Source organism: Paracoccus sp. PARArs4 (genome assembly GCF_947311865.1).
Classification (GTDB): Bacteria; Pseudomonadota; Alphaproteobacteria; order Rhodobacterales; family Rhodobacteraceae; genus Paracoccus; species Paracoccus zeaxanthinifaciens.
In genome coordinates, this window is record NZ_CAMZMW010000004.1 from 193,363 (window position 1) to 215,635 (window position 22,273).

Below are 22,273 nucleotides of genomic sequence, written 5' to 3' on the forward strand. Positions count from 1 at the left end.
CGTTCCCAGACTGCGAAAGGACCACCCATGCCGACCCGCCGCCTCGTCCTGTCCGGCGCAGGGGCCGCCTGCGCCCTTGCAGCCGCCCCCGCCCTTGCCCAAACGCCCGAGCGTTCGAATCCGATGCCCGCGGAACTGCGCGAGGCGCTGGAGCGCGACCCGACGGCGCCGGTCCTGGGCAATCCCGATGGCAACATCACATTGACCGAGTTCTTCGATTACAACTGCCCGCATTGTCGCAAGATGGTCGGCCTGATGCAGCAGCTGGTCGCGGCGGAACCCGAACTGCGCATCGTCTATCGCGAATGGCCCGTCTTCGGGCCGGGGTCCGAATTCGCGGCCAAGGCGTCGCTCGCGTCACTGGGGACGGGGAAATACTGGCAGCTTCACCACGCGCTGATGACGATGCGCGGGCCGGCCGATACCGCCAGCACCATGCGCGAGGTGCGCAGCGTCGGCCTGGACGAGGACAGGATCCGTCAGGACATGCTGGCCGAGGCCCCCGAACGGCACATCACCAACAGCTTCCTTCTGGCCGATCACATGGGCCTTCTGGGCACGCCCAGCTTCATCTGCGGCGACGAGCTGGTCTTCGGAGAGATGGACCTGTCCGATCTGCGCGCGCTGGTCGCACGCGGTCGCCGCACCCTAGGGGTCTGACCGGCCCCAGCCCGCGTCCTGCATTTCCCGAAGACGGCTGGCGGTTCGCTCGAACTCGAAGCTGCCCTCGCCCTCGCCATACAGCCGCTCGGGCTCGTCAGCGGCGCTGGCGATCAGGCGGACCTTGGCTTCGTACAATGCGTCGATCAGCGTGACGAAGCGCTTGGCCTCGTTGTAATTGCCCGAATTCAGGCGCGGCACCCCGTCCAGGATCAGCACCCGGACCCGCGATGCCAGCGCAAGGTAATCCGCAGGCCCGAGCGGACGCCCGCACAGATCCCAGAACCCGGCCCGCGCGACATCGTCCGACAGAGCCTGCAATTCGACCTTGCGGCCCTTCACCTCGAACGTGCCGGGCTGCGGTTCCGCCCCGCCCGTCAGCGCGTCCCATTCCGCATCCAGCGCCTGCCGCGCCTGCGCATCGGCGGGGGTGAACCAGATTGGCGAGCCCTCGCGGTTCTGGCGATAGTCGTTGTCGCTGTCGAGGCAGACCACCGCCATGCGTTCGCGCAACAGCGCGATGAAGGGCAGGAACAGCTGGCGGTTCAGGCCGTTCTTGTACAGATCCTCGGGGACGCGGTTCGAGGTGGTGACCACCGTCACGCCCTGGTCGAACAGCACCTGGAACAGCCGCCCCACGATCATCGCGTCGGCGATATCGGTGATCTGCATCTCGTCGAAGCACAGAAGCCGGACCTTGGCCGCGACGCCCATCGCGACGGGGCGGACGGTATCCTGGTCGCCGCGCTTGCGGGCCTCTTCCAGGCCGGCCTGGATCTCCTGCATGAACTCGTGGAAATGGACGCGGCGCACGGCAATGCCCTGGTCGCGGGCGGCGGCGGCCATCAGGTCCATCAGCATCGACTTGCCGCGACCGACCCCGCCCCACAGGTACAGACCGCGACCCGCGGGGGCCGGGGCGGGCGCAGACCCGCCGCCGAACAGCGACCGCCAGCCGCCCTTGCGGGCCGGCGCGGGTGCGGGGGCTTCGGACATGCGACCCAGGACGCCGTCCATCTCGGGCAGGACGGCCCGCTGCGCGGGATCGGGGCGGATCTCGCCCGCATCGGCCTTCCGGCCATAGAGTTCCGCGATCCTGCCCATGCGCTGCCCCTTCGATATGCCAGCCCGTGCCTGCCACAGCCCAAAGGCCCCCCGCAAGGCCGCATGAGGCTTGACCGCCCGCAGGGGCGCATGCAACCCCGATCCCGCAAGACACGAAGGAAGCCCGCCATGACCCGTCCCGCACCGCGTCCCGACATGATCGGCGGCATCCCCGTCCTGTTCGTCATGGCCGCCCAGCCCGAATACGGCCCGCAGTTGCAGGCGCGCATCAACCCGCTGATGACCGGCATCGGCCCGATCGAGGCCGCCGTGCAGCTGACCGCCGCCCTTGCCGCGATGGAGGAGATGCCCGCGCTGGTCGTCTCGCTCGGGTCGGCGGGATCGGCGCGGCTGGCCCAGACCGAGGTGTACCAGGTCGGCGCGGTGGCCTGGCGCGACATCGACGCATCGCCCCTGGGCTTCGATCGCGGGCGCACGCCGCTTCTGGACCTGCCGCGCGTGATCGACCTGCCGCACCGCATCCCGGGCATCCCGGTCGCCAGCTTGTCCACCGGGGGCAACATCGTGACCGGCGCGGCCTATGACCCGATCGAGGAGGACATGGTCGACATGGAGACCTTCGCGATCCTGCGCGTGACGCAGCATTTCGGGCTGCCGCTGATCGGTCTGCGCGGCATCTCGGACGGGGCGCACGAGGTGTCGAAGATGCTGGACTGGACGCAATACCTGGATGTCATCGACGGCAGGCTGGCGCAGGCGGTCGACGCCCTCGGCGCGGCGATCGAGGGCGGCTTGCTTGTCCTGCCGGGGGACAGCGCCTAAACGGACGGGGTTTCCCCAAGGACGAACGGACCGGACATGGCACGCGGCGCAAGAATGACGGAAGACAGGCCCCGGGGCCGGCGGCTGGGCACGCTGGCGGCGCTGTTGCCCTTCCTGCGCCCCTATCGGATGCAGGCGCTGGCGGCGCTGGTCGCACTGGTCGCGACATCGGGGATCAGCCTGGTGCTGCCCCTGGCCGTGCGGCGCGTGATCGACAATTTCGACGATGGCGCGGGGCTGCTCGACCGCTATTTCGGGGCTGCGCTGCTGATCGTGCTGGGCCTCGCGGTGGGGACGGCGGCGCGGTACTATTTCGTCTCGCGACTGGGCGAACGTGTCGTGGCCGATATCCGCAAGGCCGTCCATGCCCGTGTCATCACGCTGTCGCCCGCCTGGTTCGAACGCGTCATGACCGGAGAGATCCTGTCGCGGATCACCACCGACACCACGCTGATCCAGTCGGTCATCGGGTCGTCGCTGTCCATCGCGCTGCGCAACCTGCTGCTGCTGATCGGCGGGCTGGGGCTGTTGGCCTGGACCTCGGTCAAGCTGACGGGGCTGGTGCTGCTGATCGTGCCGGGGGTGATGATCCCGATCATCGTGCTGGGCCGCAGGCTGCGCGTGCTGTCGCGCCGCAACCAGGACTGGATCGCGGCCTCGTCCGGCGCCGCGTCCGAAAGCCTGCTGGCCGCGCAGACGATCCAGGCATTCACCCACGAGGATCGCAGCATCGCCCGCTTCGACGAGGTGACCGAGGGCGCCTTCGGCACCGCGCTTGCGCGCATCGGAACGCGCGCCGTGATGACCGCGATCGTGATCTTCCTGATCTTCGCGGGGGTGATCGGCGTGCTGTGGATCGGGGCGCGGGACGTGCAGTCGGGCGCGATGACTGCGGGCCAACTGGTGCAGTTCGTGATCTATGCCGTGCTGGTCGCGGGCGCGGTCGGCGCCCTGTCCGAGATATGGGGCGAATTGCAGCGCGCCGCCGGTGCGACCGAGCGGCTGGCCGAGCTGCTCTCGGCCGATGATACACTTGCCGATCCGGCCAAGCCTGCGCCACTGCCCGTGCCCCTGCAGGGCCGCATCGCGTTCGAGGGGGTCGGCTTCCACTTCCCGTCCCGCCCCGACATCCCGGCGCTGGAATCGCTGGACCTGACGATTGCACCGGGCGAAACCGTCGCCCTGGTCGGGCCGTCGGGGGCGGGCAAGACGACGGTGATCCAGATGATCCAGCGCTTCTGGGACCCGCTGACAGGCCGGGTGACGCTGGACGGGATCGACCTGCGGGACGTGTCGCGCCGGGAATTCCGCGCCAAGATGGCGCTGGTGCCGCAGGACCCCGCCATCTTCGCCGCCAGCGCCGCCGAGAACATCCGCCTCGGGCGGCCGGACGCGTCGGACATGCAGGTGGCGCAGGCTGCGCGCGCCGCCCACGCCCATGACTTCATCGAGGCCCTTCCGCAGGGCTACGACACGCCGCTTGGCGAACGGGGCGTGACGCTTTCGGGCGGTCAGCGCCAGCGCATCGCCATCGCACGTGCAATCCTGCGCGACGCCCCCATCCTGCTGCTGGACGAAGCGACAAGCGCGCTGGACGCCCAGTCCGAGGCACTGGTGCAAGAGGCCATCGGCGCGCTGACCGAGGGGCGCACCACCATCGTCGTGGCGCACAGGCTGGCGACCGTGAAGAAGGCCGACCGCATCATCGTGATGGAGGCGGGACGGATCGTCGCGCAGGGCCGGCACGAAGAGCTGGTCGCCCAAGGCGGGCTCTATGCCGAATTGGCCCGGATGCAGTTCACCGACCGCTGATGCGGGGGCATGCCTTCCGTCCGGCCATCGAGGCCGGCCGGAAGGCAGCGCGTTGCCCGGCCTCGATGGCCGGGCAACGCGCCCCTCCCCCTCGGGGCCGCGCTATTTCCGCGCCGCATAGACCGCGGACCAGTACCGCGTGCGGCCATCCGCGCCGATCGCCTGTCCGATCCCGTAATCGCGAACCAGGGGCTGCATGATGTTTTCCAGATGCCCCTCGGACCGGTTCCACTCCAGCAGTACGCGCTGCAGATCATACGGCCCCGCCGCGATATTCTCGGCGATGATCATCGGCTGATAGTTCATGCGCTTCGCCCGGTCCGACGGCATCCGCGCCCTGCTTCCGAAATGCGTCATCCGCCCGCGTTCCGCCATGTCGCAGGCGTGCCTTGCCGCGACCTCGGCCAGGACGGGATCGGGCTGCATCGGGGGCAGCCCCTGTCGCGCCCTCGCGCGGTTCGTGGCCGCCACGCCGATCCGGTTCGCCTCGGACGAGGCCGCGATGCATTCCGCATCGCCCGCCTCGGCCACCTGCACGGCATAGGGGTCGGTCGCGGGGCCGTCGCCGGGTTCCGGGGCGCAGGCCGCGATCATCAGGACCCCGCCCAGCAGGGTTCCCGCAAGCCATCTGTTTCGATCCGACATGGGCCGCTCCGTTCGTTCGCCTTGTGATTGAACGCTTCATACACGCGAAAGGTTACCAACCCACCCCGTCCCGACATGACGCAGCGGCATTCGCACCCGCTTGCGATTTTCCGCCAAGGCTGCGCATGGTCGCGGACACAATGACGCGGCGTTTCGGCGGGGCACCGGGCCGCGCCCCTTGCCCGACATGCGCAATCCGGCAATCCTTCGCCGCGAGGGGGAGGGCCGGGAACGGGCCCTTCAAGGGAGGAAGCGATGGGAAAATTCAGCACTTACGACGACCGCGACCGGATCGAGAACGAGGGCCCCTACGAGGGGCGCGACCTGCCGGTCACCATCTATGAGTTCCTGTCGCGCACGGCCGCACGGTTCCCGGATCGCCCCGCGCTGTCCTTCCAGCTGCTGGCCGGCCCCAAGGATCACGCCACCACCCTGACCTGGCGCGAGACGCTGGAGCGCGTGACCGAAACCGCGAACCTGTTCCGCAGTCTTGGCGTGGGTCCGCAGGACACCGTGGCCTATCTGCTGCCGAACAGCATCGAGACACCTGTCGTCCTGCTGGCCGGTGCGACCGCCGGGATCGTGAACCCGATCAACCCGCTGCTGGACGCCCAGCAGATCGGCGGCATCCTGCGTGAGACCAATGCCAAGGTGCTCGTGACGCTCAAGGCGTTCCCCAAGACCGATGTGGCGCAGAAGGCCGCCCAGGCCGTGGCATCCGCGCCGAACGTCACCCATATCGTGGAAATCGACCTGAACCGCCACCTGCGCGGCGTGAAGCGGTTCATCGTGCCGCTGATCCGCCCCAAGGTCACCGCCACCCATCACGCCAAGGTCCTCGACTTCGAAGCTGCGGTCAGCGCGCAGAAGCACACGCGCCTCGAATTCGACGACCCCCGGCAGGACCGCATCGCGGCCTATTTCCACACGGGCGGCACCACCGGCACGCCCAAGGTCGCGCAGCACAAGTATTCCGGCATGATCTATAACGGCTGGCTGGGCGGCACGCTGCTGTTCGACGAGACGGACGTGCTGATGTGCCCGCTGCCGATGTTCCACGTCTTCGCGGCCTATCCGGTGCTGATGTCCTGCATCGCGTCGGGGGCGCATGCCGTGATGCCGACGCCCGCGGGCTATCGCGGCGACGGCGTCTTCGACAATTTCTGGAAGCTGATCGAACGCTGGCAGGCAACCTTCCTCATCACCGTTCCCACGGCCATCGCCGCGCTGATGCAGCGCCCGGTCGATGCCAATGTCGGATCGCTCAAGACCGCGCTGTCGGGATCGGCCCCCCTGCCGATCGAGCTGTACAACCGCTTCAAGGCCGCCACCGGGGTCGAGATATCCGAGGGTTACGGCCTGACCGAGGCCACCTGCCTGGTCAGCTGCAACCCCGTCGCGGGCGTCAAGAAGGTGGGCTCGGTCGGGATCCCCCTGCCCTATACGCATGTCCGCATCCTGAACCATTCCGATGGCGGTCAGGTGCATGAATGCGGCGTGGACGAGGTGGGCGAGATCTGCGTCGGCAATCCCGGCGTCTTCCCCGGCTCGACCTATACCGAGGCCGACAAGAACCATAACCTGTTCGCCGAGGAACGTTACCTGCGCACGGGCGACCTGGGGCGCATCGACGCCGACGGGTATCTGTGGATCACGGGCCGCGCCAAGGACCTGATCATCCGCGGCGGTCACAATATCGACCCCGCCGAGATCGAGGAGGGGCTGCTGTCCCACCCCGCCGTCGCCTTCGTGGGCGCGATCGGCCAGCCCGACAGCTTCGCGGGCGAACTGCCCTGCGCCTATGTGGAACTGACGACCGACGGCCATGTCACCGTCGAGGAGCTGCTGGAGCATGCGAAATCGCATATCCACGAACGCGCCGCGATCCCCAAGCATATCGAGATCCTGTCCGAGCTGCCCAAGACCGCCGTGGGCAAGATCTTCAAGCCCGACCTGCGCCGCATGGCCATCACCCGCGTCTATGACGCGGCCCTGCAGGGGACCGGTGCCCATGTGGTCGAGGTGGTCGAGGACAAGAAGCGCGGCCTCGTGGCCCGCATCGCCCGCGACGGCGCGGACGAGGGCGACGTGAAATCGCGCCTCGGCCAGTTCACCTGCCAGTGGGACTGGGCCTGACAGGGATTGGGCCAGAAGACGGCAGGCGACGGGGCCAGACCGGCCCCCGTTGCCGCCCCTGCAGGCCATCCGTGCCCGAAGGGGCGGCAACCCCATGAAGGTCGCGCATTCCTGAAGTGCTGACGGGAACGGTTCCGCGGGGCCGTGCCTTCACCCCTGAACGCGTTGGCCAAGGGGACAGGGCATGCCGGTATTGTGGGAAAACATCATCTTCTTCGGAATCGCGGTGGTGGTCGCATGGTTCGCGGCCTCGGCGATCTTCGCGGTGGCGCGGCGGATCCTGCGCAACGGGGACGATTTCTGGAAGAACCTCGTGGCCCAGACCCGCATGCCCGTCCGGCTGGCCATCCTGATCGCCTCGGTTTCCTTCGCCGCGAATTTCGCGACGCTTCCCGACAAGGAAGGCGGGCTGATCCGGCACCTGCTGCTGATCGCCTTCATCGCCTGCCTCACGCTGATCGCCCGCGCCGCGCTGAACATCTGGATGAGCCTGCACCTGCGCCGCTACCGGATCGACGTGGACGACAACCTGATGGCGCGAAAGCACGTCACCCAGTCGCGCATCCTGCAGCGCGTGGGCGGCGTCCTGATCATCGCCATCGGGACCAGCGCCGCGCTGATGACGATCGAGGGCGTGCGCCAATACGGCGTCAGCCTGCTGGCCTCGGCGGGTGCGGCGGGGATCGTGGTCGGCCTTGCGCTGCAGCCGCTGCTGAAGAACCTGTTCGCGGGCATCCAGCTGGCGCTGACCCAGCCCATCCGCATTGACGACGCCGTCATCGTCGAGGGCGAATGGGGCAATATCGAGGAGATCAACGGCACCTATGTCGTCATCCGCATCTGGGACAAGCGACGGCTGGTCGTACCGCTGAACTATTTCATCGAGCAGCCGTTCCAGAACTGGACCCGCAATGATTCCACGCTGCTGGGCACGGTCATGATCTATGTCGATTATCGCGCCCCGGTCGAGGCGATGCGCGCCGAAGCCCGGCGCATCGTCGAGGCATCCCCCCTGTGGGACCGCGACGTCTTTGTCCTGCAGGTCACCGATTTCCGCGAGAACGTGGTTGAGATCCGCATCCTGGCCAGCGCCCGCAGCGCCCCCCGCGCCTTCGACCTGCGCTGCGAGATCCGCGAGAAGCTTCTTGAATGGCTGCAGGCGGGCGACGGCGCGGCGCTGCCGAAGCTGCGGGCCGTCACGCGGTGGGAACCTGCGCCAGCCGACGCGTATTGAAGGCGCCATAGGTCTCGGCGCCGCCCTCGACCAGCCAGTCGGTGCGTCCGTTGCGCGATGTGCCGAACAGGAACACCGCTGCGGCCGAGGGGCTGGAAAAGGCGATGTCCTCGACCAGGCGCAGGCCGTCCTCCTCGGCCACGGCGCGGCCGCTTTCCACCGCCTGGTCGCGCAGCAGCGCGATATGGTCGTGAAACGACGGCCCGCGATGCAGGCTGCCGCGCGATCCGGCCAGCAGGACGAACTCGCCCTCTTCCTCGGTCGCGACGGCATCGATCCCTCTGCCCTCGTGGACCAGCACGAATCGCGGGGCGGGCTCTGCCACGATGGCGGGCTGGGGTGCGCGGACCCGCGGACGCCGCAGCAGGTGGATGCCGATGACGGGCAGGATCAGCTCCAGCTCCTCGATGAAGCCCTCCATGTCGGCGACATCGGCCTCGGGCAGGCGCTCGAATTCGGGGCGGTGCGGTTCGTCACGACCGACTGGCGCGCATCCGTCAGCATGGCGATCAGCCGCGCCTCGAGGAAGCGGACATGCGCCTTGGTCAGGTTCATGTCCTTGCTGGTGACGGCGACGAAGCGGTCCCAGAAATCCTTGGTCTCGTCCTGGGCATGGGCGCGCAGCCGCTGACCGATGCTGTCGCCCTCGCCCACATAGACGGCAGGTAGATCGCCTTGGGCCGCATCGCCCACCAGCAGGTAGATGCCGGTGCGGGCCAGCTCGGCGCGCCCCAGCGCGACCTCCAGCCGGGCACGCGGCCCGGCCAGGACATGGCCCGTCCAGTTGACGATCTCGGCCGTCAGGATGCCGGTGGCCGATCCTTCGGCCAGATACAGCCTGACGGACCGGCCCCGTGCCATCAGCGGGTGAACTTCTTGTATTTCACGCGCTTGGGTTCGATCGAATCCGGGCCGAGGCGGCGGATCTTGTCTTCCTCGTAGGCCTCGAAGTTGCCCTCGAACCATTCGACATGGGCGTCGCCCTCGAATGCCAGGATGTGCGTGCACAGACGGTCGAGGAAGAAGCGGTCGTGGCTGATGATGACCGCGCAGCCGGCGAAGTCCTCCAGCGCGGCTTCCAGCGCCTGCAGGGTCTCCACGTCCAGGTCGTTGGTCGGTTCGTCCAGCAGCAGCACGTTGCCGCCCGATTTCAGCAGCTTGGCCATGTGCACGCGGTTGCGTTCACCGCCCGACAGCTGGCCGACCTTCTTCTGCTGGTCGCCGCCCTTGAAGTTGAAGGCGCTGCAATAGGCGCGGCTGTTCATCTGCGCGTCGCCCAGCACGATCTGCTCGGCTCCGCCGCTGATCTCCTCCCAGACGGTGGCGTTCGGGTCCAGCGCGTCGCGCGACTGGTCCACATAGGACAGCTGCACGGTGTCGCCATAGGTGATCTCGCCCTCGTCGGGCTGCTCGTTGCCGGTCAGCATGCGGAACAGCGTCGATTTGCCCGCGCCGTTCGGACCGATGACGCCCACGATGCCGCCGGGCGGCAGGCTGAAGTCCAGCCCCTCGATCAGCAGCTTGTCGCCCATCGCCTTCTTCAGGCCCGCGACCTCGATCACCTTGTTGCCCAGGCGTTCGCCGTTCGGGATGATGATCTGGGCGCGCGACAGCTTCTCGCGCTCGGACTGGCCGGCCATCTCGTTGTAGGCGGCGATACGCGCCTTGGATTTCGCCTGACGGGCCTTGGCACCGGCGCGGATCCACTCCAGCTCGCGCTCCAGCACCTTCTGCTTGGACTTGTCCTCGCGGGCTTCCTGTTCCAGCCGCTTGGCCTTCTGTTCCAGCCATGCGGAATAGTTGCCCTCGTAGGGGATGCCGCGGCCGCGATCCAGTTCCAGGATCCAGCTGGTGATGTCGTCCAGGAAGTAGCGGTCGTGCGTGACGCAGAGGATCGTGCCCTGGTATTCGATCAGGTGCTTCTGCAGCCAGGCGATGGTTTCCGCGTCCAGGTGGTTGGTCGGTTCGTCCAGCAGCAGCATGTCGGGCGCTTCCAGCAGCAGCTTGCACAGCGCGACGCGGCGGCGTTCGCCGCCCGACAGGGTGGACACGTCGGCGTCGTCCGGCGGGCAGCGCAGTGCCTCCATCGCGACGTCGATCTGGCTGTCCAGATCCCACAGGTTCTCGGCGTCGATCTCGTCCTGCAGCTTGGCCATCTCCTCGGCGGTCTCGTCCGAGTAGTTCATCGCCAGCTCGTTGTAGCGATCCAGCTTGGCCTGCTTGCCCGCGACGCCCAGCATGACGTTGCCGCGCACGTCCAGGCTCTCGTCCAGCTGCGGTTCCTGCGGCAGGTAACCCACGGTCGCGCCCTTGGCGGCCCAGGCCTCGCCGGTGAAATCCTTGTCCCAGCCGGCCATCACGCGCAGCAGGGTGGATTTACCCGCGCCGTTGACGCCGACGACGCCGATCTTGACGCCGGGCAGGAAGTTCAGACGGATGTTCTCGAAGACCTTCTTGCCGCCGGCATAGGTCTTGGACACGCCGTCCATGTGGTAGACGAACTGATAGGACGCCATCGGAAACTCCTTGGAAAGCTTTGCCCCCACATAAGCGAAAGGGCGCGCCGGTGAAAGGTCAGCGTAGCTCGGCCATGAAATCCGGGCCCATATGCGACCGCAGGAAGTCGTATTGCGGGGCCATGCGGCGCGACAATTCCTCGCGCAGCTCGGGCGGGGGCATCAGGCCCCTGGGGTTCGCGAAGACCTTGCTGCCCATGTTGGCATAGGGCATCGGCCCGATCCCCAGGTGATCCTCGACCGCTTCCAGGACGGCATGGGGCGCGGTGGCGATGCGCCCGAAGGGCAGGATCAGCATGTCGGGATAATGCGCCTGCCAGCGCGGGATGTAGGACGCGTAATCGCCCCGGTCGAACAGCACGGGATCGTCCAGCTCGGTCATCCATTCCGCGACCGTGGCCGGTTCGCGCCCCGCCCGGCGCAGGTTCATGCGCAGCTGCGAAATCGCCCGATCGACCGGATCGCGCACCAGGTAGACGACGCGCGCCTTGAGCAGCAGCCGGGCCACCGCGGCGACCCCTTCGGCGGGCAGGGTCGAGTATTCCGGCGTGAAATCCATCGGCGTCGCATGGACGGGCGCGGGGGCGAAGACGCGCTTGTACCACTGGTTGTGGAACATCTTGCCGCCCGTGATGCCCTTCAGATAGGCGTCCAGCGCCTCGGGCATCGGCACGCCCCGTGCCTTATGGCGTTCGCGGATCTCCTGCGGCTTGTTGCGGTAATGCCAGCGGATCCAGCGCTGGTGGTCGGGGACGTGCAGGAAGTTGAAATACTGCACCTCCTTGAAGGGGGGGATCCAGACCTGCGGATGCTGGCCCAGCATCTGGGCCAGCCACGACGTTCCGGCCTTCTGCGCCCCGATGCACAGGGCTCCGGGCTTGCGCGGGGCGCCCTCGGGATCGAAGGCGGGGCTGATCGTCAACATCGACTGGGTCATGCCGGTCCTTTCATGGGCAGGGACCGGCAATCGCGTCAGAGCCGCCCCCACAGGTCGTATTCGCTGGCCTCGTCCACCGTGACGCTGACGATATCGCCGGGCGACAGGGCTTCAAAGCCCTGATCGATGAACAGGTTGCCGTCGATCTCGGGGGCGTCGGCCTTGGTGCGGCAGGTCGCGCCCTCGTCGTCGATGGAATCGACGATCACCTCGATCCGGCTGCCGACCTTGGCCTCCAGCTTGGCGGCGCTGATGGCCTGCGCCTTTTCCATGAAGCGCTCGAAGCGGTCCTGCTTGACCTCGGGCGCGACGTGATCGGGCAGGTCGTTGGCCCGCGCACCGGCGACGTTTTCGTACTGGAAGGCACCGACGCGATCCAGCTGCGCCTCGTCCAGCCAGTCCAGCAGGGTCTGGAACTCGGCCTCGGTCTCTCCGGGATAGCCCACGATGAAGGTGGAACGCAGGGTGATGTCGGGGCAGACGCTGCGCCATGCGGCGATCTCGTCCAGGGTCTTCGCGCCTGCCGCCGGTCGGGCCATGCGCTTCAGGACGTCCGGATGGGCATGTTGGAAGGGGATGTCCATGTAGGGCAGGATCAGCCCGTCGGCCATCAGCGGGATCAGGTCGCGCACATGCGGATAGGGATAGACGTAGTGCAACCGCACCCAGGCCCCGAGCGACCCCAGGTCGCGGGCCAGGTCGGTGATATGGGCGCGATGCCCGCGCTCGGTCTCGTATTTGCGATCGAGGCCATAGGCACTGGTATCCTGGCTGATGACCAGCAGTTCCTTGACCCCCGCCTCGACCAGCTTCTCGGCCTCGCGGACCACGGCATGGGCGGGGCGGCTGACAAGGCGGCCGCGCATGTCGGGGATGATGCAGAACTTGCACTTGTGATTACAGCCCTCGGAGATCTTCAGATAGCTGTAATGGCGCGGCGTCAAGCTGACGCCCGATGCGGGCAGCAGGTCGATGAAGGGATCGGGCCGGGGCGGCACCGCGCCATGCACCGCGTCCAGCACCTGTTCGTATTGATGCGGGCCGGTGACGGCCAGAACCTTGGGATGCGTGCCCGTGATGTATTCGGGCTCGGCCCCCAGACAGCCCGTCACGATCACGCGGCCGTTTTCCTGCAGCGCCTCGCCGATGGCGTCCAGGCTCTCTGCCTTGGCGCTGTCGAGGAAGCCGCAGGTGTTCACGATCACCGCATCCGCGCCCTGGTAATCGGCGCTGATGGCGTAACCTTCCGCGCGCAGGCGCGTCAGGATGCGTTCGCTGTCGACCAGCGCCTTGGGACAGCCGAGGCTGACCATGCCGATGGTCGGCTGGCCGTCGCGGCGTTCATCGGGAATGCGCGCACGCGCAAGGTCGGGGCGAAGTTCGGGCGGGTTCTGCTGCATCCGCCGCAGATAAGCGATTCGCGCGCGCCGCAAAAGGGGCAAGGCAGGCAGGCCCCGCCGATTCCCGCGCAGGCGTGGCAGAATTCGCCGGAACGTGACTTTCCCTTGTGCCGCTTTGCCGCGAAGATGCCTGCCATGAAACAGACGCTGCACCTTGCCCTGCCCCTGATCGTCGCCCTTGGCGGGATCGCCCCTGCGGCCCATGCCCAGCAGGGCCGTTATATCGACGTGTGGAACGACAAGGGCGGCAACGTGCTGCAGATGGTCCAGCGCAGGCAGGAACTGGCGAAGTCCGGCAAGACGGTACGCATCCGCGGCTATTGCCGCTCGGCCTGCACGATCCTGACGACGCTGCCCAATGCCTGCCTGGGGCCGGGGTCGCGGATCGGGTTCCATGCGCCCCGCATCCCCAACACCCAGATCATCCCGCCCTATGTCGATCAGATCATGGGCAACTTCTATCGCGGGGGGGTCCGCGACCGCTGGTTCGGCGGCTGGAACCGGTCGCTGGACATGCAGGTGATCTCGGCGCGCGAATATGTGCGCCTCGATCCCCAGACCCGCATCTGCGACAGCATCAAGCTGCGCTGATCATTCCCGCAGGCGCCAGCCGGTCGCGAAGATCCAGCGGATCACGGCCATGCAGATCACGACCATCAGCGCCACCGCGAACAGCGACACGCCCACCGGCACGTCGGCCAGTCCGAAGAAGGACCACCGGAACCCCGAGATGAGGTAGAGCACCGGGTTCAGCTTGGCCACGCCTTCCCAGAAGGGGGGCAGCATGTCGGCCGAGTAGAACGCCCCGCCCAGGAACACGAGCGGCGTCACCACCATCAGCGGGATGATCTGCAGCTGCTCGAAATTCTTGGCCCACAGCCCGATGATGAAGCCCAGAAGGCTGAAGCCGATCGCGGTCAGGAACAGGAAGGCCAGCATCCAGAACGGATGCAGGATGTTCGCGCCCACGAAGTAGAAGCTGGTCAGCAGGATCACGAAGGCGATCAGCATGGCCTTGGCCGCCGCCGCGCCGACGAAGCCCATCGTCACCTCCAGCCAGCCGACCGGCGACACGAGATATTCGTAGATCGTGCCGCTGAACTTCGGGAAATAGATACCGAAGCTGGCATTGCTGATGGATTGCTGAAGGATGGTCAGCATCATCAGGCCCGGCACGATGAACGCGCCATAGGGCACGCCCTCGACCGATTCGATCCGGCCCCCGATGGCCGCGCCGAAGACCACGAAATACAGGGTCGTGGAAATCACCGGCGACAGCAGCGACTGCATGATCGTGCGGAAGAACCGCGTCATCTCGTGGTGGAAGATGGCCCAGACGCCACGCCAGTTGATGCCGGTCATGCCGCGCCCTCCTTGTTGCCGTCGACAAGCGACATGAACACCTCTTCGAGGTTGGACTGACGGGTCGAGACGTCGCGCACGCTGACCCCTTCGGCCGCGAGGTCGCCCAGCAGCCGGGCGATGCCCGTGCGGTCGGCCTTGGCGTCGTATTCGTAATCCAGCCGGCGCCCGCCATCGGTCAGCGTCAGGCCGCGATCCGCCAGCGATGCGGGAACATCCTCCAGCGGGCTGTCCAGCTCGATGGTCAGGGTCTTGGCCCCGAACTCGCCCATCAGCTCGGCGGTGGGGCGGACCAGCAGCAGGTTGCCCTTGTTGATGACGCCCACGCGGTCGGCCATCTCCTCGGCCTCTTCCAGGTAATGCGTCGTCAGGATGATGGTCACGCCCTCGCGGCGCAGCTCGCCCACGACCTGCCACATCTCGCGGCGCAGGGCGACATCGACGCCCGCGGTGGGTTCGTCCAGGAACAGCACCTTGGGCTGATGCGCCAGCGCCTTGGCGATCAGCACGCGGCGCTTCATGCCGCCCGACAATTCGCGCGTGGCCGCGTCGCGCTTGTCCCACAGGGCCAGCGCCCGCAGGATGCGTTCGATATAGGCGTCGTCCGGCGGCATCCCGTACAGGCCCCGCGTGAAGCGCACGCAGTTCATCACCTTCTCGAACGGCTCCAGCGCGATCTCCTGCGGGACCAGCCCGATCAGGCGTCGCGCCGCGCGCCAGTCCTTGCGGATGTCGTGACCGCCCACGCGGACCGTGCCGCCCGTCGGCGTCACCAGCCCGCAGATGATCGAGATGAGCGTCGTCTTGCCCGCCCCGTTCGGTCCCAGCAGGGCGATGATCTCGCCCTGGTCGATGGACAGGCTGACGCCGTCCAGCGCCTTGGTCCCGCCCTCGTATTGCTTCGATATGTTGTCGATCTCGATGATCGCGTTCATGCGTCTGTTTCCCGCTGTTTCGCGCCCTCGGGCAGGCAGATAGGCATGGGGGACCCCGATTGCCAGACGCGTGATCACATTCAGATGGGCAGACGACCCACGCTCATGTGGCGCTTCGTGCCGAAACCGGGGATGCGGGCGACCTCGAATCCGGCACCTGTCAGCGCGCGGCGGACATGGCCCGCGGCAGTATAGGTCGCAAAGCTGCCGCCCGGCGCGGTGTGGCGACCGACCTCGGCCATGATGGCGTCGGACCACATCAGCGGGTTCTTGGCGGGCGAGAAACCGTCCAGGAACCACGCATCCGCCCGCCCGTCCCACGCAGGCAGCGCGTCGGTCACGTCGCCCAGCCGCAGGTCCAGCACGACCTGCCCCACCGTGACGCAACGGCCCGCCAGAAGCGCGTCCCAGCCTGCACGCAGCTGCGCCGCCAGATCGGCCAGGTCGGGAAATGCCGCATGGGCCTGCGCCAGCTGCGGGGCGGTCATGGGATAGGCCTCGAAGCTGGTCATGCGGACCCGGACATCCGCGATCCGCGCCAGCGCCAGCGCGTTCAGCCCAGTGCCGAAGCCCAGCTCGGCCACGTGAAAGCCCGGCACCAGTCGCGCGGGCAGGTCGTTGCCGTCCAGAAAGACGTGGCGCGTCTCGGCCAGCCCGCCCGCAAGGCTGAAATAGGGGTCGTCGAAGCGCGTCGATACGGGCACGCCCCCCTCGCGCCACTCCAGCGGCGGCTCGTATTCGGATGGATCGTCGGCTATGTGCATGGGGCGCAGCATTCGGGGATCGCGATGGAATTGGCAAGCGGGGCTTTGGTGCGGATCGCGGGCGGCGGGATATTCGGGCTGGCCTGCGCGTGGCGGCTGGCACGGCGCGGCGTGGCCGTGCGCGTCCACGAGGCCCGCACGATCGGCGCGGGATCCTCGGGCGGGCATGTGGGTGCGCTGGCGCCGCATGTGCCGGAGAACTGGAACCCCAAGAAGGCGCTGCAGCTGACCAGCCTGCTGGGCGCCGCCGATTTCTGGGCCGAGATCGAGGACGCGTCCGGCCTGCCGTCCGGTTACGGGCGCACGGGCCGCATCCAGCCCGTGGCGGATCGCGCGCAGCTGCCCCGCCTGCAGCACCGGATCGAGGCATCGCGAGAGCGCTGGCCCCGCGATGCATGGATGTCGCTGACCGACGCGCCAGGGGGCCTGGTGCCCGACAGCCCCACGGGCCTGTGGCTGCATGACGGGCTGACGGCGCGGCTGAACCCCCGCGCCGCGCTGGAGGCCCTTGCGGGCGCGATCCGCGCGAAGGGCGGCGAGGTGATCGAGGGCGACCCCGCGCCGCAGGATCACGCCCCCACCATCTGGGCCACGGGCACCGAGGGTCTGCTGCACCTGAACGACGCGCTTGGTCGCAGGATCGGACAGGGGGTCAAGGGCCAGTCGCTGCTGCTGCGCCATCCCGCGCCGGGGGCCGCGCAGGTCTTCGCGGACGGGCTGCATGTCGTCCCGCACGATGACGGGACCATTGCTGTCGGATCCACGTCGGAAAACAGCTTCGACCACGACCGCCCCGACGACCAGCTGGACGACATCCTGGCACGCGCGGTCGCGATCTGCCCCGCGCTGCGCGATGCGCCCGTGATCGACCGTTGGGCGGGCCTGCGCCCCCGCGCCCGCAGCCGCGCGCCGATCCTGGCCGCCTGGCCCGACCGCCCCGGCCACTGGATCGCCAATGGCGGCTTCAAGATCGGCTTCGGCATGGCCCCGATCATCGCGGACCTGGCCGCCGATGCCGTGATCGCGGGGCGCGCGGATTTCCCTGACACAACCGCCCTGCCCTGACCCGCTTGCGCCTGTCGCCCGCCCCGCGCATCCTGCAGGGCAGAACGCCACGCAGGGACGCAGCCATGACACGCCTGACCACCGCCTTCGACGGCATCGACGCAGCCAACGCGCAGGATCCGGGCCACGAGGACGGCCAGCCTGCGAACCTGCTCTATGGTCGGCGGATGACGCAGGAACAGGAACGCCTGTTCCCCGATGCCGACGACGTGCTGCGCATTGCCTGCCGCGGCCAGCATATCGAACGCTGGAAGCTGCCGCGCGACAGCTTTCCGATGAACCGCCCCGGATACCTGCAATGGCGCCAGGAACAGGGGCGCCGCCATGCCGAGCGCGTGGGCGCGATCATGGCCGATGCGGGATACGACGCCGCCGATATAGACCGCGCGGGCCGGATGCTGCGCAAGCAGGGGCTCAAGCGCGACCCCGACGTGCAGGCACTCGAGGACGTGATCTGCTTCACCTTCATCCGCTGGTACCTGGGCGATTTCATGGCGACCCAGCCCGATGAGCGCATGCCCCGCATCATCGAGAAGACCGCCCGCAAAATGTCCGAAGGCGCACGCGCCCGCGCCCTGGCCGAATTCGAGATGCCCGAGGAATTCGCGCGCCTGTTCCGCATCGCGGACCGCATCGGCCCGCCCGCCTGCGCGGTGATCGTCTCGCACGGCCAGCCGGGCGATCCCGAACCCCAGCAGCAGGCGGTCGAGGATCTTGCCGCCGCCGTCGCCGCCTGCAATCCCGGCCTGCCGGTGCGCGGCGCGACGCTGGCGAAACCGGGCGCGCTGGCGGATGCGGTGACGCCCGATTGCATCGTCTATCCCATGTTCATGGCCGAGGGGTGGTTCACCGGGACCGAGCTGCCCCGCCGCCTGACCGAGGCCGGCGCCCCCGCCGCCCATATCATGCGCCCCTTCGGCACCGATGCGGGCCTGCCCGACCTGATCGTGGCCAAGGCCCGCGAGGCCGCCGATGCCGAAGGCTGGCCCCTGTCCGAGGTCACGCTGCTTCTGTCGGCGCATGGATCGCAGCGCAGCCAGGCCAGCTTCACCATCACGCAGGCGCTGGCCGAGACGCTGTCACCGCATTTCGCCCGCGTGGTCACGGGCTTCGTCGAACAGGAACCCTTCATCGCGGATGCGGCGCGCGACCTGCACCGCGCGATCAGCCTGCCGCTGTTCGCCCTGCGGGCCGAGCATGTCACCGACGACCTGCCCGAGGCGCTGGACGCCGCGGGCTTCGACGGGCCTCGGCTGGACCCGATCGGCCTTGCGCCCGAAGCCCCGGCGATGATCGCGAAGTCGATCGCGGCTCAGCTGTCGCGCCCGTAATAGGCATAGCTGCCGGCAACCGTGAACCCCAGGGCGCCATAGGTCGCGCGGGCGACCTCGTTGGCGCGGCTGACGGCAAGGGCGAGGGTCTCGGCCCCCTGCTCGGCCGCCCAGAAGGCGGCGGTGCGGACCATCCAGGACCCCAGGCCCATGCGCCGGAAGGCGGGCAGGATCTCCAGCCCGTGGATCATCGCGACACCTTCGTGGCAGGCGACGAAGCCCGCCCCCGCCGCGCGGTCCTGGATGCGGCCCAGCAGCGCGGCCTTGGGATGGGCCACGCGGTCCATCACGCCCTGCCGCGCGGGGTTGATGTTGCCCGCCGACCAGATGTCGCGCTGGATCGCCAGGGGCGGCCAGATCGCGAAGCCCGTCACCGGCGGCACATCCTGGTCGATCAGCGACGAGACCGGCGCCGACATCACCAGTGTCGGGATCTCGATGGCGCAGTCGCGCTCGATCAGGGCGGTCATCAGGCGGTCGTCGTCGTCCCAGGCGCGGAACAGGATGCGCTGGCCCCAGTCGCGGTGCTGCGCCTCGGCGGCGTCCAGGTCGTCCACGCTCCACTCGGCCACGGCACGGGCCGAGCTGACGCGCCCGCCAGCCCCCGCGCCGCGGCCCACGGCGATGCCGCCGAAGATGCGGGTTTCCATGGCGGGCCAGCTGGCCTCGAACGCGGCGGCAATGGCCGGTGCGGGGCGCGTCACAGCGCCAGCCGCGATTTCAGCACGTCCATCGCATGGGCGACACGATCCGTGTCCAGCCCGCGCACGACAAGGTTCGTCCCCCAGCCGCCATCGTCATGGAACGGATAGGATCCGAGCGACAGGTCCGGAAAATCGCCCGCGATCGCCTTCAGCTCCTCGGCGACGTCGCTTTCGCCGCGGCGCACCTCGACGCTGAGCGACTGGACCGGGCGGCCCTTGGGCAGGCGCGGGATCAGCCAGTCCACCATGCCGCGGAACACCTCGGGGACGCCCGCCATCACATGCGTCCGCCCGATCGAGAAGCCGGGCGCGGCCGATACCGCGTTGTCGATCAGCGTCGCGCCCACGGGGATGCGGGCCATGCGCAGGCGGTTCTCGGTCAGTTCGGTCCCCATGCGGTCGCAGCGTTCCTGCAGCAGGCGGCGGGCCTCGGGGTCGATGGTGACGGTGGTGCCATGCGCCGCGGCGACCGCGTCGGCGGTGATGTCGTCATGCGTGGGCCCGATCCCGCCCGAGGTGAACAGCAGGTCCCAGGCCCCGCCAAGGCTGCCATCCAGCGCCCGGATCGCATCGACGATGCGGTCGTGGTCGTCGGACACGACGCGGATCTCCTGCAGGTCGAAGCCGGTGGCGGTCAGGACCTGGGCCAGGTGGTGGGCATTACCCTCGCGGGTGCGGCCCGACAGGATCTCGTCCCCGATGACGAGGATCGCGGCGGTGGGGTTGTCCGACTGCATCTTGCTTCGTCCTTCGCTGTGTGGTCGCAACATCTATGCGCGCGGGTGGGGGTGGAACAAGTGCGTCACGGCGTCTATCTAGGGGGGAAGCCCAGATAAGGACCCGCCATGAACGACAGCCGCACGACCAAGGAAGGCATCCGCATCCACATGCCCGGCGATTCCGCCGGAATGCACAAGGCGGGGGCCGTCGCATCGCAGATCCTGGACGAGGTGGGCGCGCTGGTCGAACCGGGCACCACCACCGCCGCGCTGGACGATTTCATCACCCGCCGCATCCAGGAACTGGGCGCGACCTCGGCGACGATCGGCTATCGCGGGTATCAGCACGCAAGCTGCATCAGCGTGAACCACGTCGTCTGCCACGGCATTCCGGGCGACAAGGTTCTGAAGGATGGCGACATCCTGAACATCGACGTGACCGTGATCGTGGACGGCTGGTTCGGCGATACCAGCCGCATGTACGTGGCGGGCCGCGCGCCGATCAAGGCGCAGCGCCTGCTGAAGGTCACGCATGACGCGCTGATGAAGGGCATCGAGGTCGTTCGTCCGGGCGCGACCTTCGGCGATATCGGCGCGGCCATCCAGTCCTATGCCGAAGGGCAGCGCATGTCGGTGGTCCGCGACTTCTGCGGGCACGGCATCGGCAAGGTGTTCCACGCGCCCCCGAACGTCCTGCATTTCGGCCGCGCGGGCAAAGGCCCCGTGCTGGAGGAGGGCATGTTCTTCACCATCGAGCCGATGGTGAACCTGGGCCGCCCGGAAACCAAGGTGCTGGCCGACGACTGGACCGCCGTGACGCGCGACAAGTCCCTGTCGGCGCAGTTCGAGCATTCGATCGGCGTCACCGCCGATGGCTGCGAGATCTTCACCCCTTCGGACAAGTTCTTCCCCGACCTGGGTTGAGGTCGGGATGGCGGGCCGCTCAGGCCCGCCCTGCCGCCGCCGACAGAAGCGACGGGTCGATGCCCTGGGCACGCAGCGCGCGCTGCCATTTCGCATCGTGGTCGGGATCGAAGATCAGGTCGTCCTGCCCCTCGCCCGTCAGCCAGCCATTCGCCAGCATCTCGGATTCCAGCTGCCCCGGCCCCCATCCGGCATAGCCGAGCGCAAGCACCGCCTGTTCCGGACCCTGCCCCATCGCCAGATCCTCGAGGATGTCGCGCGTCGTCGTCATCGCCAGCGCGGGGCTGATGCGCATGCGCCCCTCGGGGTCCTGCCCGTGCTGGGCGACCTTGTGCAGCACGAAGCCGCGCCCCGGCTCGACCGGGCCGCCGAAGCACACCTCGATCCGGCGGATATCCTCGCCCTTCTCGATGCCCAGCTGTTCCAGCAGGTCGCCGAAATGGATCTCGGGCAGGGGCTGGTTCAGGACCAGTCCCATCGCGCCCTCGTCGGAATGGGCGCAGACAAGCACGACCGAGCGCTCGAAGCGGGGGTCCGACATGCCCGGCATCGCGATCAGGATCTTGCCGGTCAGGTTCTCGGGCTGGTCATGCGTCAGGGTATCTGTGGTCATCGCGTCTCCTTTCCGTTCAAGATCGGGTGTCATCGGGCAAATCGCAAGCCATGCGCGCGTTTGTTACTTCCGTTGCGGGTGCGTGGGCGGCTAGGTGGGCCCATGTTGCCAAGTAAGCTTGCCCTTCGCCCGATTCTGCCCGCCATCTGCGCCACGCTGCTGGCCCTGCCCGCATGGGCGGACGACCTGCCGCCGGGCCTGGCATCCGCGCGGCTGCTGCCCGGATGGACCGACGAGGCCGGCCGACGCGTCCTTGCGCTGGAGCTGGACCTGGAACCCGGCTGGAAGACCTATTGGCGCAGCCCCGGCGACAGCGGCCTGCCGCCCGATTTCGATTGGACGCGTTCGGCCAACCTGGCGCGGGTGCACCTGCACTGGCCCGCGCCCGAGGCCATCGACAGCGGCGACGCGCGGGAAATGGGCTATCGCGACAGGTTGGTCCTGCCCCTCACCGCCGAGGCTGCCGACCCCGCCGACCCCATGCGCATCGCCGTCGATATCGACCTTGGCCTGTGCGAGAACATCTGCGTGCCCGCGCATCTGACGCTGGACGCGCCCGCCCCCGGCGCGGCCCCCGACCCCGCGATCCTGACCGCGCTGAAGGCCGAACCGAAGCGCCTGGACGCCCT

At 68.3% G+C, this 22,273-nt stretch carries 22 protein-coding genes and 1 pseudogene; 10 read left to right on the forward strand and 13 right to left on the reverse strand.

Annotated features, from left to right (window positions below):
• The first annotated feature begins 27 nt into the window (after positions 1-27).
• Positions 28-660, forward strand: a complete 633-nt coding sequence (locus QMZ16_RS05010; RefSeq protein WP_282602371.1) for a DsbA family protein — start codon at positions 28-30, stop codon at positions 658-660.
• Here QMZ16_RS05010 and zapE read toward each other — a convergent pair.
• Positions 649-1,764 carry a cell division protein ZapE gene (zapE, locus tag QMZ16_RS05015; RefSeq protein WP_282602372.1) on the reverse strand — a complete coding sequence of 372 codons (1,116 nt, stop codon included), beginning with the start codon at positions 1,762-1,764 and terminating at the stop codon, positions 649-651. The two genes, QMZ16_RS05010 and zapE, sit on opposite strands and share 12 nt — an antisense overlap.
• A gap of 129 nt (positions 1,765-1,893) precedes the next feature.
• On the opposite strand from zapE, the gene QMZ16_RS05020 reads away from it, so the two are divergent.
• A complete protein-coding gene (locus tag QMZ16_RS05020) occupies positions 1,894-2,547 on the forward strand; it encodes a 5'-methylthioadenosine/S-adenosylhomocysteine nucleosidase (protein WP_282602373.1) in 654 nt (217 codons plus the stop codon).
• Between the two features lie 36 nt (positions 2,548-2,583).
• Positions 2,584-4,359, forward strand: coding sequence for an ABC transporter transmembrane domain-containing protein (locus QMZ16_RS05025; RefSeq protein ID WP_282602374.1), 1,776 nt, complete (start codon positions 2,584-2,586; stop codon positions 4,357-4,359).
• Positions 4,360-4,461: 102 nt separating this feature from the next.
• Here QMZ16_RS05025 and QMZ16_RS05030 read toward each other — a convergent pair whose 3' ends face one another.
• The gene (locus QMZ16_RS05030) at positions 4,462-5,004 is read right to left on the reverse strand and encodes a CAP domain-containing protein (RefSeq protein WP_282602375.1); all 543 of its coding nucleotides are present in this window, start codon (positions 5,002-5,004) and stop codon (positions 4,462-4,464) included.
• 255 nt (positions 5,005-5,259) lie between these two features.
• Here QMZ16_RS05030 and QMZ16_RS05035 point away from each other — a divergent pair, with 255 nt between their 5' ends.
• Positions 5,260-7,140 carry an acyl-CoA synthetase gene (locus QMZ16_RS05035; protein ID WP_282602376.1) on the forward strand — a complete coding sequence of 627 codons (1,881 nt, stop codon included), beginning with the start codon at positions 5,260-5,262 and terminating at the stop codon, positions 7,138-7,140.
• 184 nt (positions 7,141-7,324) lie between these two features.
• Positions 7,325-8,374, forward strand: a complete 1,050-nt coding sequence (locus QMZ16_RS05040; protein WP_282602377.1) for a mechanosensitive ion channel domain-containing protein — start codon at positions 7,325-7,327, stop codon at positions 8,372-8,374.
• Here QMZ16_RS05040 and QMZ16_RS05045 read toward each other — a convergent pair.
• Genes QMZ16_RS05045 through rimO form a run of 5 tightly spaced genes read right to left on the reverse strand, consistent with a single transcriptional unit; the run spans position 8,337 to position 13,227 of the window.
• A complete protein-coding gene (locus QMZ16_RS05045) occupies positions 8,337-8,795 on the reverse strand; it encodes a DUF4357 domain-containing protein (RefSeq protein WP_282602378.1) in 459 nt (152 codons plus the stop codon). The two genes, QMZ16_RS05040 and QMZ16_RS05045, sit on opposite strands and share 38 nt — an antisense overlap.
• Positions 8,765-9,235 (reverse strand): GIY-YIG nuclease family protein, encoded by a 471-nt coding sequence (locus QMZ16_RS05050; protein WP_282602379.1) that lies wholly within the window; start codon positions 9,233-9,235, stop codon positions 8,765-8,767. Before QMZ16_RS05050 ends, QMZ16_RS05045 begins: the two co-directional genes overlap by 31 nt.
• On the reverse strand, positions 9,235-10,890 hold the full coding sequence (gene ettA, locus QMZ16_RS05055; RefSeq protein ID WP_022706951.1) for an energy-dependent translational throttle protein EttA: 1,656 nt from the start codon (positions 10,888-10,890) through the stop codon (positions 9,235-9,237). Before ettA ends, QMZ16_RS05050 begins: the two co-directional genes overlap by 1 nt.
• A gap of 58 nt (positions 10,891-10,948) precedes the next feature.
• Positions 10,949-11,827 carry a sulfotransferase gene (locus QMZ16_RS05060; RefSeq protein ID WP_282602380.1) on the reverse strand — a complete coding sequence of 293 codons (879 nt, stop codon included), beginning with the start codon at positions 11,825-11,827 and terminating at the stop codon, positions 10,949-10,951.
• Between the two features lie 35 nt (positions 11,828-11,862).
• Positions 11,863-13,227: a 30S ribosomal protein S12 methylthiotransferase RimO gene (rimO, locus tag QMZ16_RS05065; protein ID WP_282602381.1), complete on the reverse strand. Its 1,365-nt coding sequence runs from the start codon at positions 13,225-13,227 to the stop codon at positions 11,863-11,865.
• A gap of 135 nt (positions 13,228-13,362) precedes the next feature.
• Between rimO and QMZ16_RS05070 the strand changes: the two genes are divergently transcribed.
• On the forward strand, positions 13,363-13,818 hold the full coding sequence (locus tag QMZ16_RS05070; protein ID WP_282602382.1) for a hypothetical protein: 456 nt from the start codon (positions 13,363-13,365) through the stop codon (positions 13,816-13,818).
• Here the strand turns inward: QMZ16_RS05070 and QMZ16_RS05075 are convergent, their stop codons facing one another.
• From QMZ16_RS05075 to mnmD, 3 genes are all read right to left on the reverse strand, one after another.
• Positions 13,819-14,580: an ABC transporter permease gene (locus QMZ16_RS05075; RefSeq protein WP_028725706.1), complete on the reverse strand. Its 762-nt coding sequence runs from the start codon at positions 14,578-14,580 to the stop codon at positions 13,819-13,821.
• A 5-nt stretch (positions 14,581-14,585) separates the two neighbouring features.
• On the reverse strand, positions 14,586-15,524 hold the full coding sequence (locus QMZ16_RS05080) for an ABC transporter ATP-binding protein (protein WP_282602383.1): 939 nt from the start codon (positions 15,522-15,524) through the stop codon (positions 14,586-14,588).
• Positions 15,525-15,604: 80 nt separating this feature from the next.
• A complete protein-coding gene (gene mnmD / locus QMZ16_RS05085; protein ID WP_282602384.1) occupies positions 15,605-16,288 on the reverse strand; it encodes a tRNA (5-methylaminomethyl-2-thiouridine)(34)-methyltransferase MnmD in 684 nt (227 codons plus the stop codon).
• A 30-nt stretch (positions 16,289-16,318) separates the two neighbouring features.
• Here mnmD and QMZ16_RS05090 point away from each other — a divergent pair, with 30 nt between their 5' ends.
• Both QMZ16_RS05090 and QMZ16_RS16285 read left to right on the forward strand, forming a co-directional pair.
• Positions 16,319-17,353 (forward strand): FAD-dependent oxidoreductase, encoded by a 1,035-nt coding sequence (locus QMZ16_RS05090; RefSeq protein ID WP_282602406.1) that lies wholly within the window; start codon positions 16,319-16,321, stop codon positions 17,351-17,353.
• A 65-nt stretch (positions 17,354-17,418) separates the two neighbouring features.
• Positions 17,419-18,684: a DUF4202 family protein gene (locus QMZ16_RS16285; RefSeq protein ID WP_348984650.1), complete on the forward strand. Its 1,266-nt coding sequence runs from the start codon at positions 17,419-17,421 to the stop codon at positions 18,682-18,684.
• Here the strand turns inward: QMZ16_RS16285 and QMZ16_RS05105 are convergent.
• Entirely contained in the window at positions 18,666-19,388 is a 723-nt protein-coding gene (locus tag QMZ16_RS05105) for a GNAT family N-acetyltransferase (RefSeq protein WP_282602385.1), read from the reverse strand. The genes QMZ16_RS16285 and QMZ16_RS05105 overlap by 19 nt on opposite strands.
• Positions 19,385-20,125 carry a molybdopterin-binding protein gene (locus QMZ16_RS05110; RefSeq protein ID WP_022706960.1) on the reverse strand — a complete coding sequence of 247 codons (741 nt, stop codon included), beginning with the start codon at positions 20,123-20,125 and terminating at the stop codon, positions 19,385-19,387. Before QMZ16_RS05110 ends, QMZ16_RS05105 begins: the two co-directional genes overlap by 4 nt.
• Positions 20,126-20,233: 108 nt before the next feature.
• On the opposite strand from QMZ16_RS05110, the gene map reads away from it, so the two are divergent.
• Positions 20,234-21,031: a type I methionyl aminopeptidase gene (gene map / locus QMZ16_RS05115; RefSeq protein ID WP_022706961.1), complete on the forward strand. Its 798-nt coding sequence runs from the start codon at positions 20,234-20,236 to the stop codon at positions 21,029-21,031.
• Positions 21,032-21,050: 19 nt separating this feature from the next.
• Here map and QMZ16_RS05120 read toward each other — a convergent pair whose 3' ends face one another.
• Positions 21,051-21,644: a YqgE/AlgH family protein gene (locus tag QMZ16_RS05120; protein WP_282602386.1), complete on the reverse strand. Its 594-nt coding sequence runs from the start codon at positions 21,642-21,644 to the stop codon at positions 21,051-21,053.
• Positions 21,645-21,746: 102 nt separating this feature from the next.
• On the opposite strand from QMZ16_RS05120, the pseudogene QMZ16_RS05125 reads away from it, so the two are divergent.
• Positions 21,747-22,172, forward strand: a pseudogene (locus QMZ16_RS05125) (protein-disulfide reductase DsbD domain-containing protein); the annotation flags it as partial.
• Between the last annotated feature and the right edge of the window lie 101 nt (positions 22,173-22,273).

Excerpts from the sequence above, each read along its gene's own strand:
- map (WP_022706961.1), top strand. The coding sequence starts at position 20,234 with ATGAACGACAGCCGCACGACCAAGGAAGGCATCCGCATCCACATGCCC.
- QMZ16_RS05070 (WP_282602382.1), top strand. The coding sequence starts at position 13,363 with ATGAAACAGACGCTGCACCTTGCCCTGCCCCTGATCGTCGCCCTTGGC.
- mnmD (WP_282602384.1), bottom strand. The coding sequence starts at position 16,288 with ATGCACATAGCCGACGATCCATCCGAATACGAGCCGCCGCTGGAGTGG.
- QMZ16_RS05020 (WP_282602373.1), top strand. The coding sequence starts at position 1,894 with ATGACCCGTCCCGCACCGCGTCCCGACATGATCGGCGGCATCCCCGTC.
- QMZ16_RS05040 (WP_282602377.1), top strand. The coding sequence starts at position 7,325 with ATGCCGGTATTGTGGGAAAACATCATCTTCTTCGGAATCGCGGTGGTG.
- QMZ16_RS16285 (WP_348984650.1), top strand. The coding sequence starts at position 17,419 with ATGACACGCCTGACCACCGCCTTCGACGGCATCGACGCAGCCAACGCG.
- QMZ16_RS05050 (WP_282602379.1), bottom strand. The coding sequence starts at position 9,235 with ATGGCACGGGGCCGGTCCGTCAGGCTGTATCTGGCCGAAGGATCGGCC.
- QMZ16_RS05030 (WP_282602375.1), bottom strand. The coding sequence starts at position 5,004 with ATGTCGGATCGAAACAGATGGCTTGCGGGAACCCTGCTGGGCGGGGTC.
- QMZ16_RS05035 (WP_282602376.1), top strand. The coding sequence starts at position 5,260 with ATGGGAAAATTCAGCACTTACGACGACCGCGACCGGATCGAGAACGAG.
- zapE (WP_282602372.1), bottom strand. The coding sequence starts at position 1,764 with ATGGGCAGGATCGCGGAACTCTATGGCCGGAAGGCCGATGCGGGCGAG.
- QMZ16_RS05045 (WP_282602378.1), bottom strand. The coding sequence starts at position 8,795 with ATGGAGGGCTTCATCGAGGAGCTGGAGCTGATCCTGCCCGTCATCGGC.
- ettA (WP_022706951.1), bottom strand. The coding sequence starts at position 10,890 with ATGGCGTCCTATCAGTTCGTCTACCACATGGACGGCGTGTCCAAGACC.
- rimO (WP_282602381.1), bottom strand. The coding sequence starts at position 13,227 with ATGCAGCAGAACCCGCCCGAACTTCGCCCCGACCTTGCGCGTGCGCGC.
- QMZ16_RS05010 (WP_282602371.1), top strand. The coding sequence starts at position 28 with ATGCCGACCCGCCGCCTCGTCCTGTCCGGCGCAGGGGCCGCCTGCGCC.
- QMZ16_RS05060 (WP_282602380.1), bottom strand. The coding sequence starts at position 11,827 with ATGACCCAGTCGATGTTGACGATCAGCCCCGCCTTCGATCCCGAGGGC.
- QMZ16_RS05120 (WP_282602386.1), bottom strand. The coding sequence starts at position 21,644 with ATGACCACAGATACCCTGACGCATGACCAGCCCGAGAACCTGACCGGC.
- QMZ16_RS05025 (WP_282602374.1), top strand. The coding sequence starts at position 2,584 with ATGGCACGCGGCGCAAGAATGACGGAAGACAGGCCCCGGGGCCGGCGG.
- QMZ16_RS05110 (WP_022706960.1), bottom strand. The coding sequence starts at position 20,125 with ATGCAGTCGGACAACCCCACCGCCGCGATCCTCGTCATCGGGGACGAG.
- QMZ16_RS05080 (WP_282602383.1), bottom strand. The coding sequence starts at position 15,524 with ATGAACGCGATCATCGAGATCGACAACATATCGAAGCAATACGAGGGC.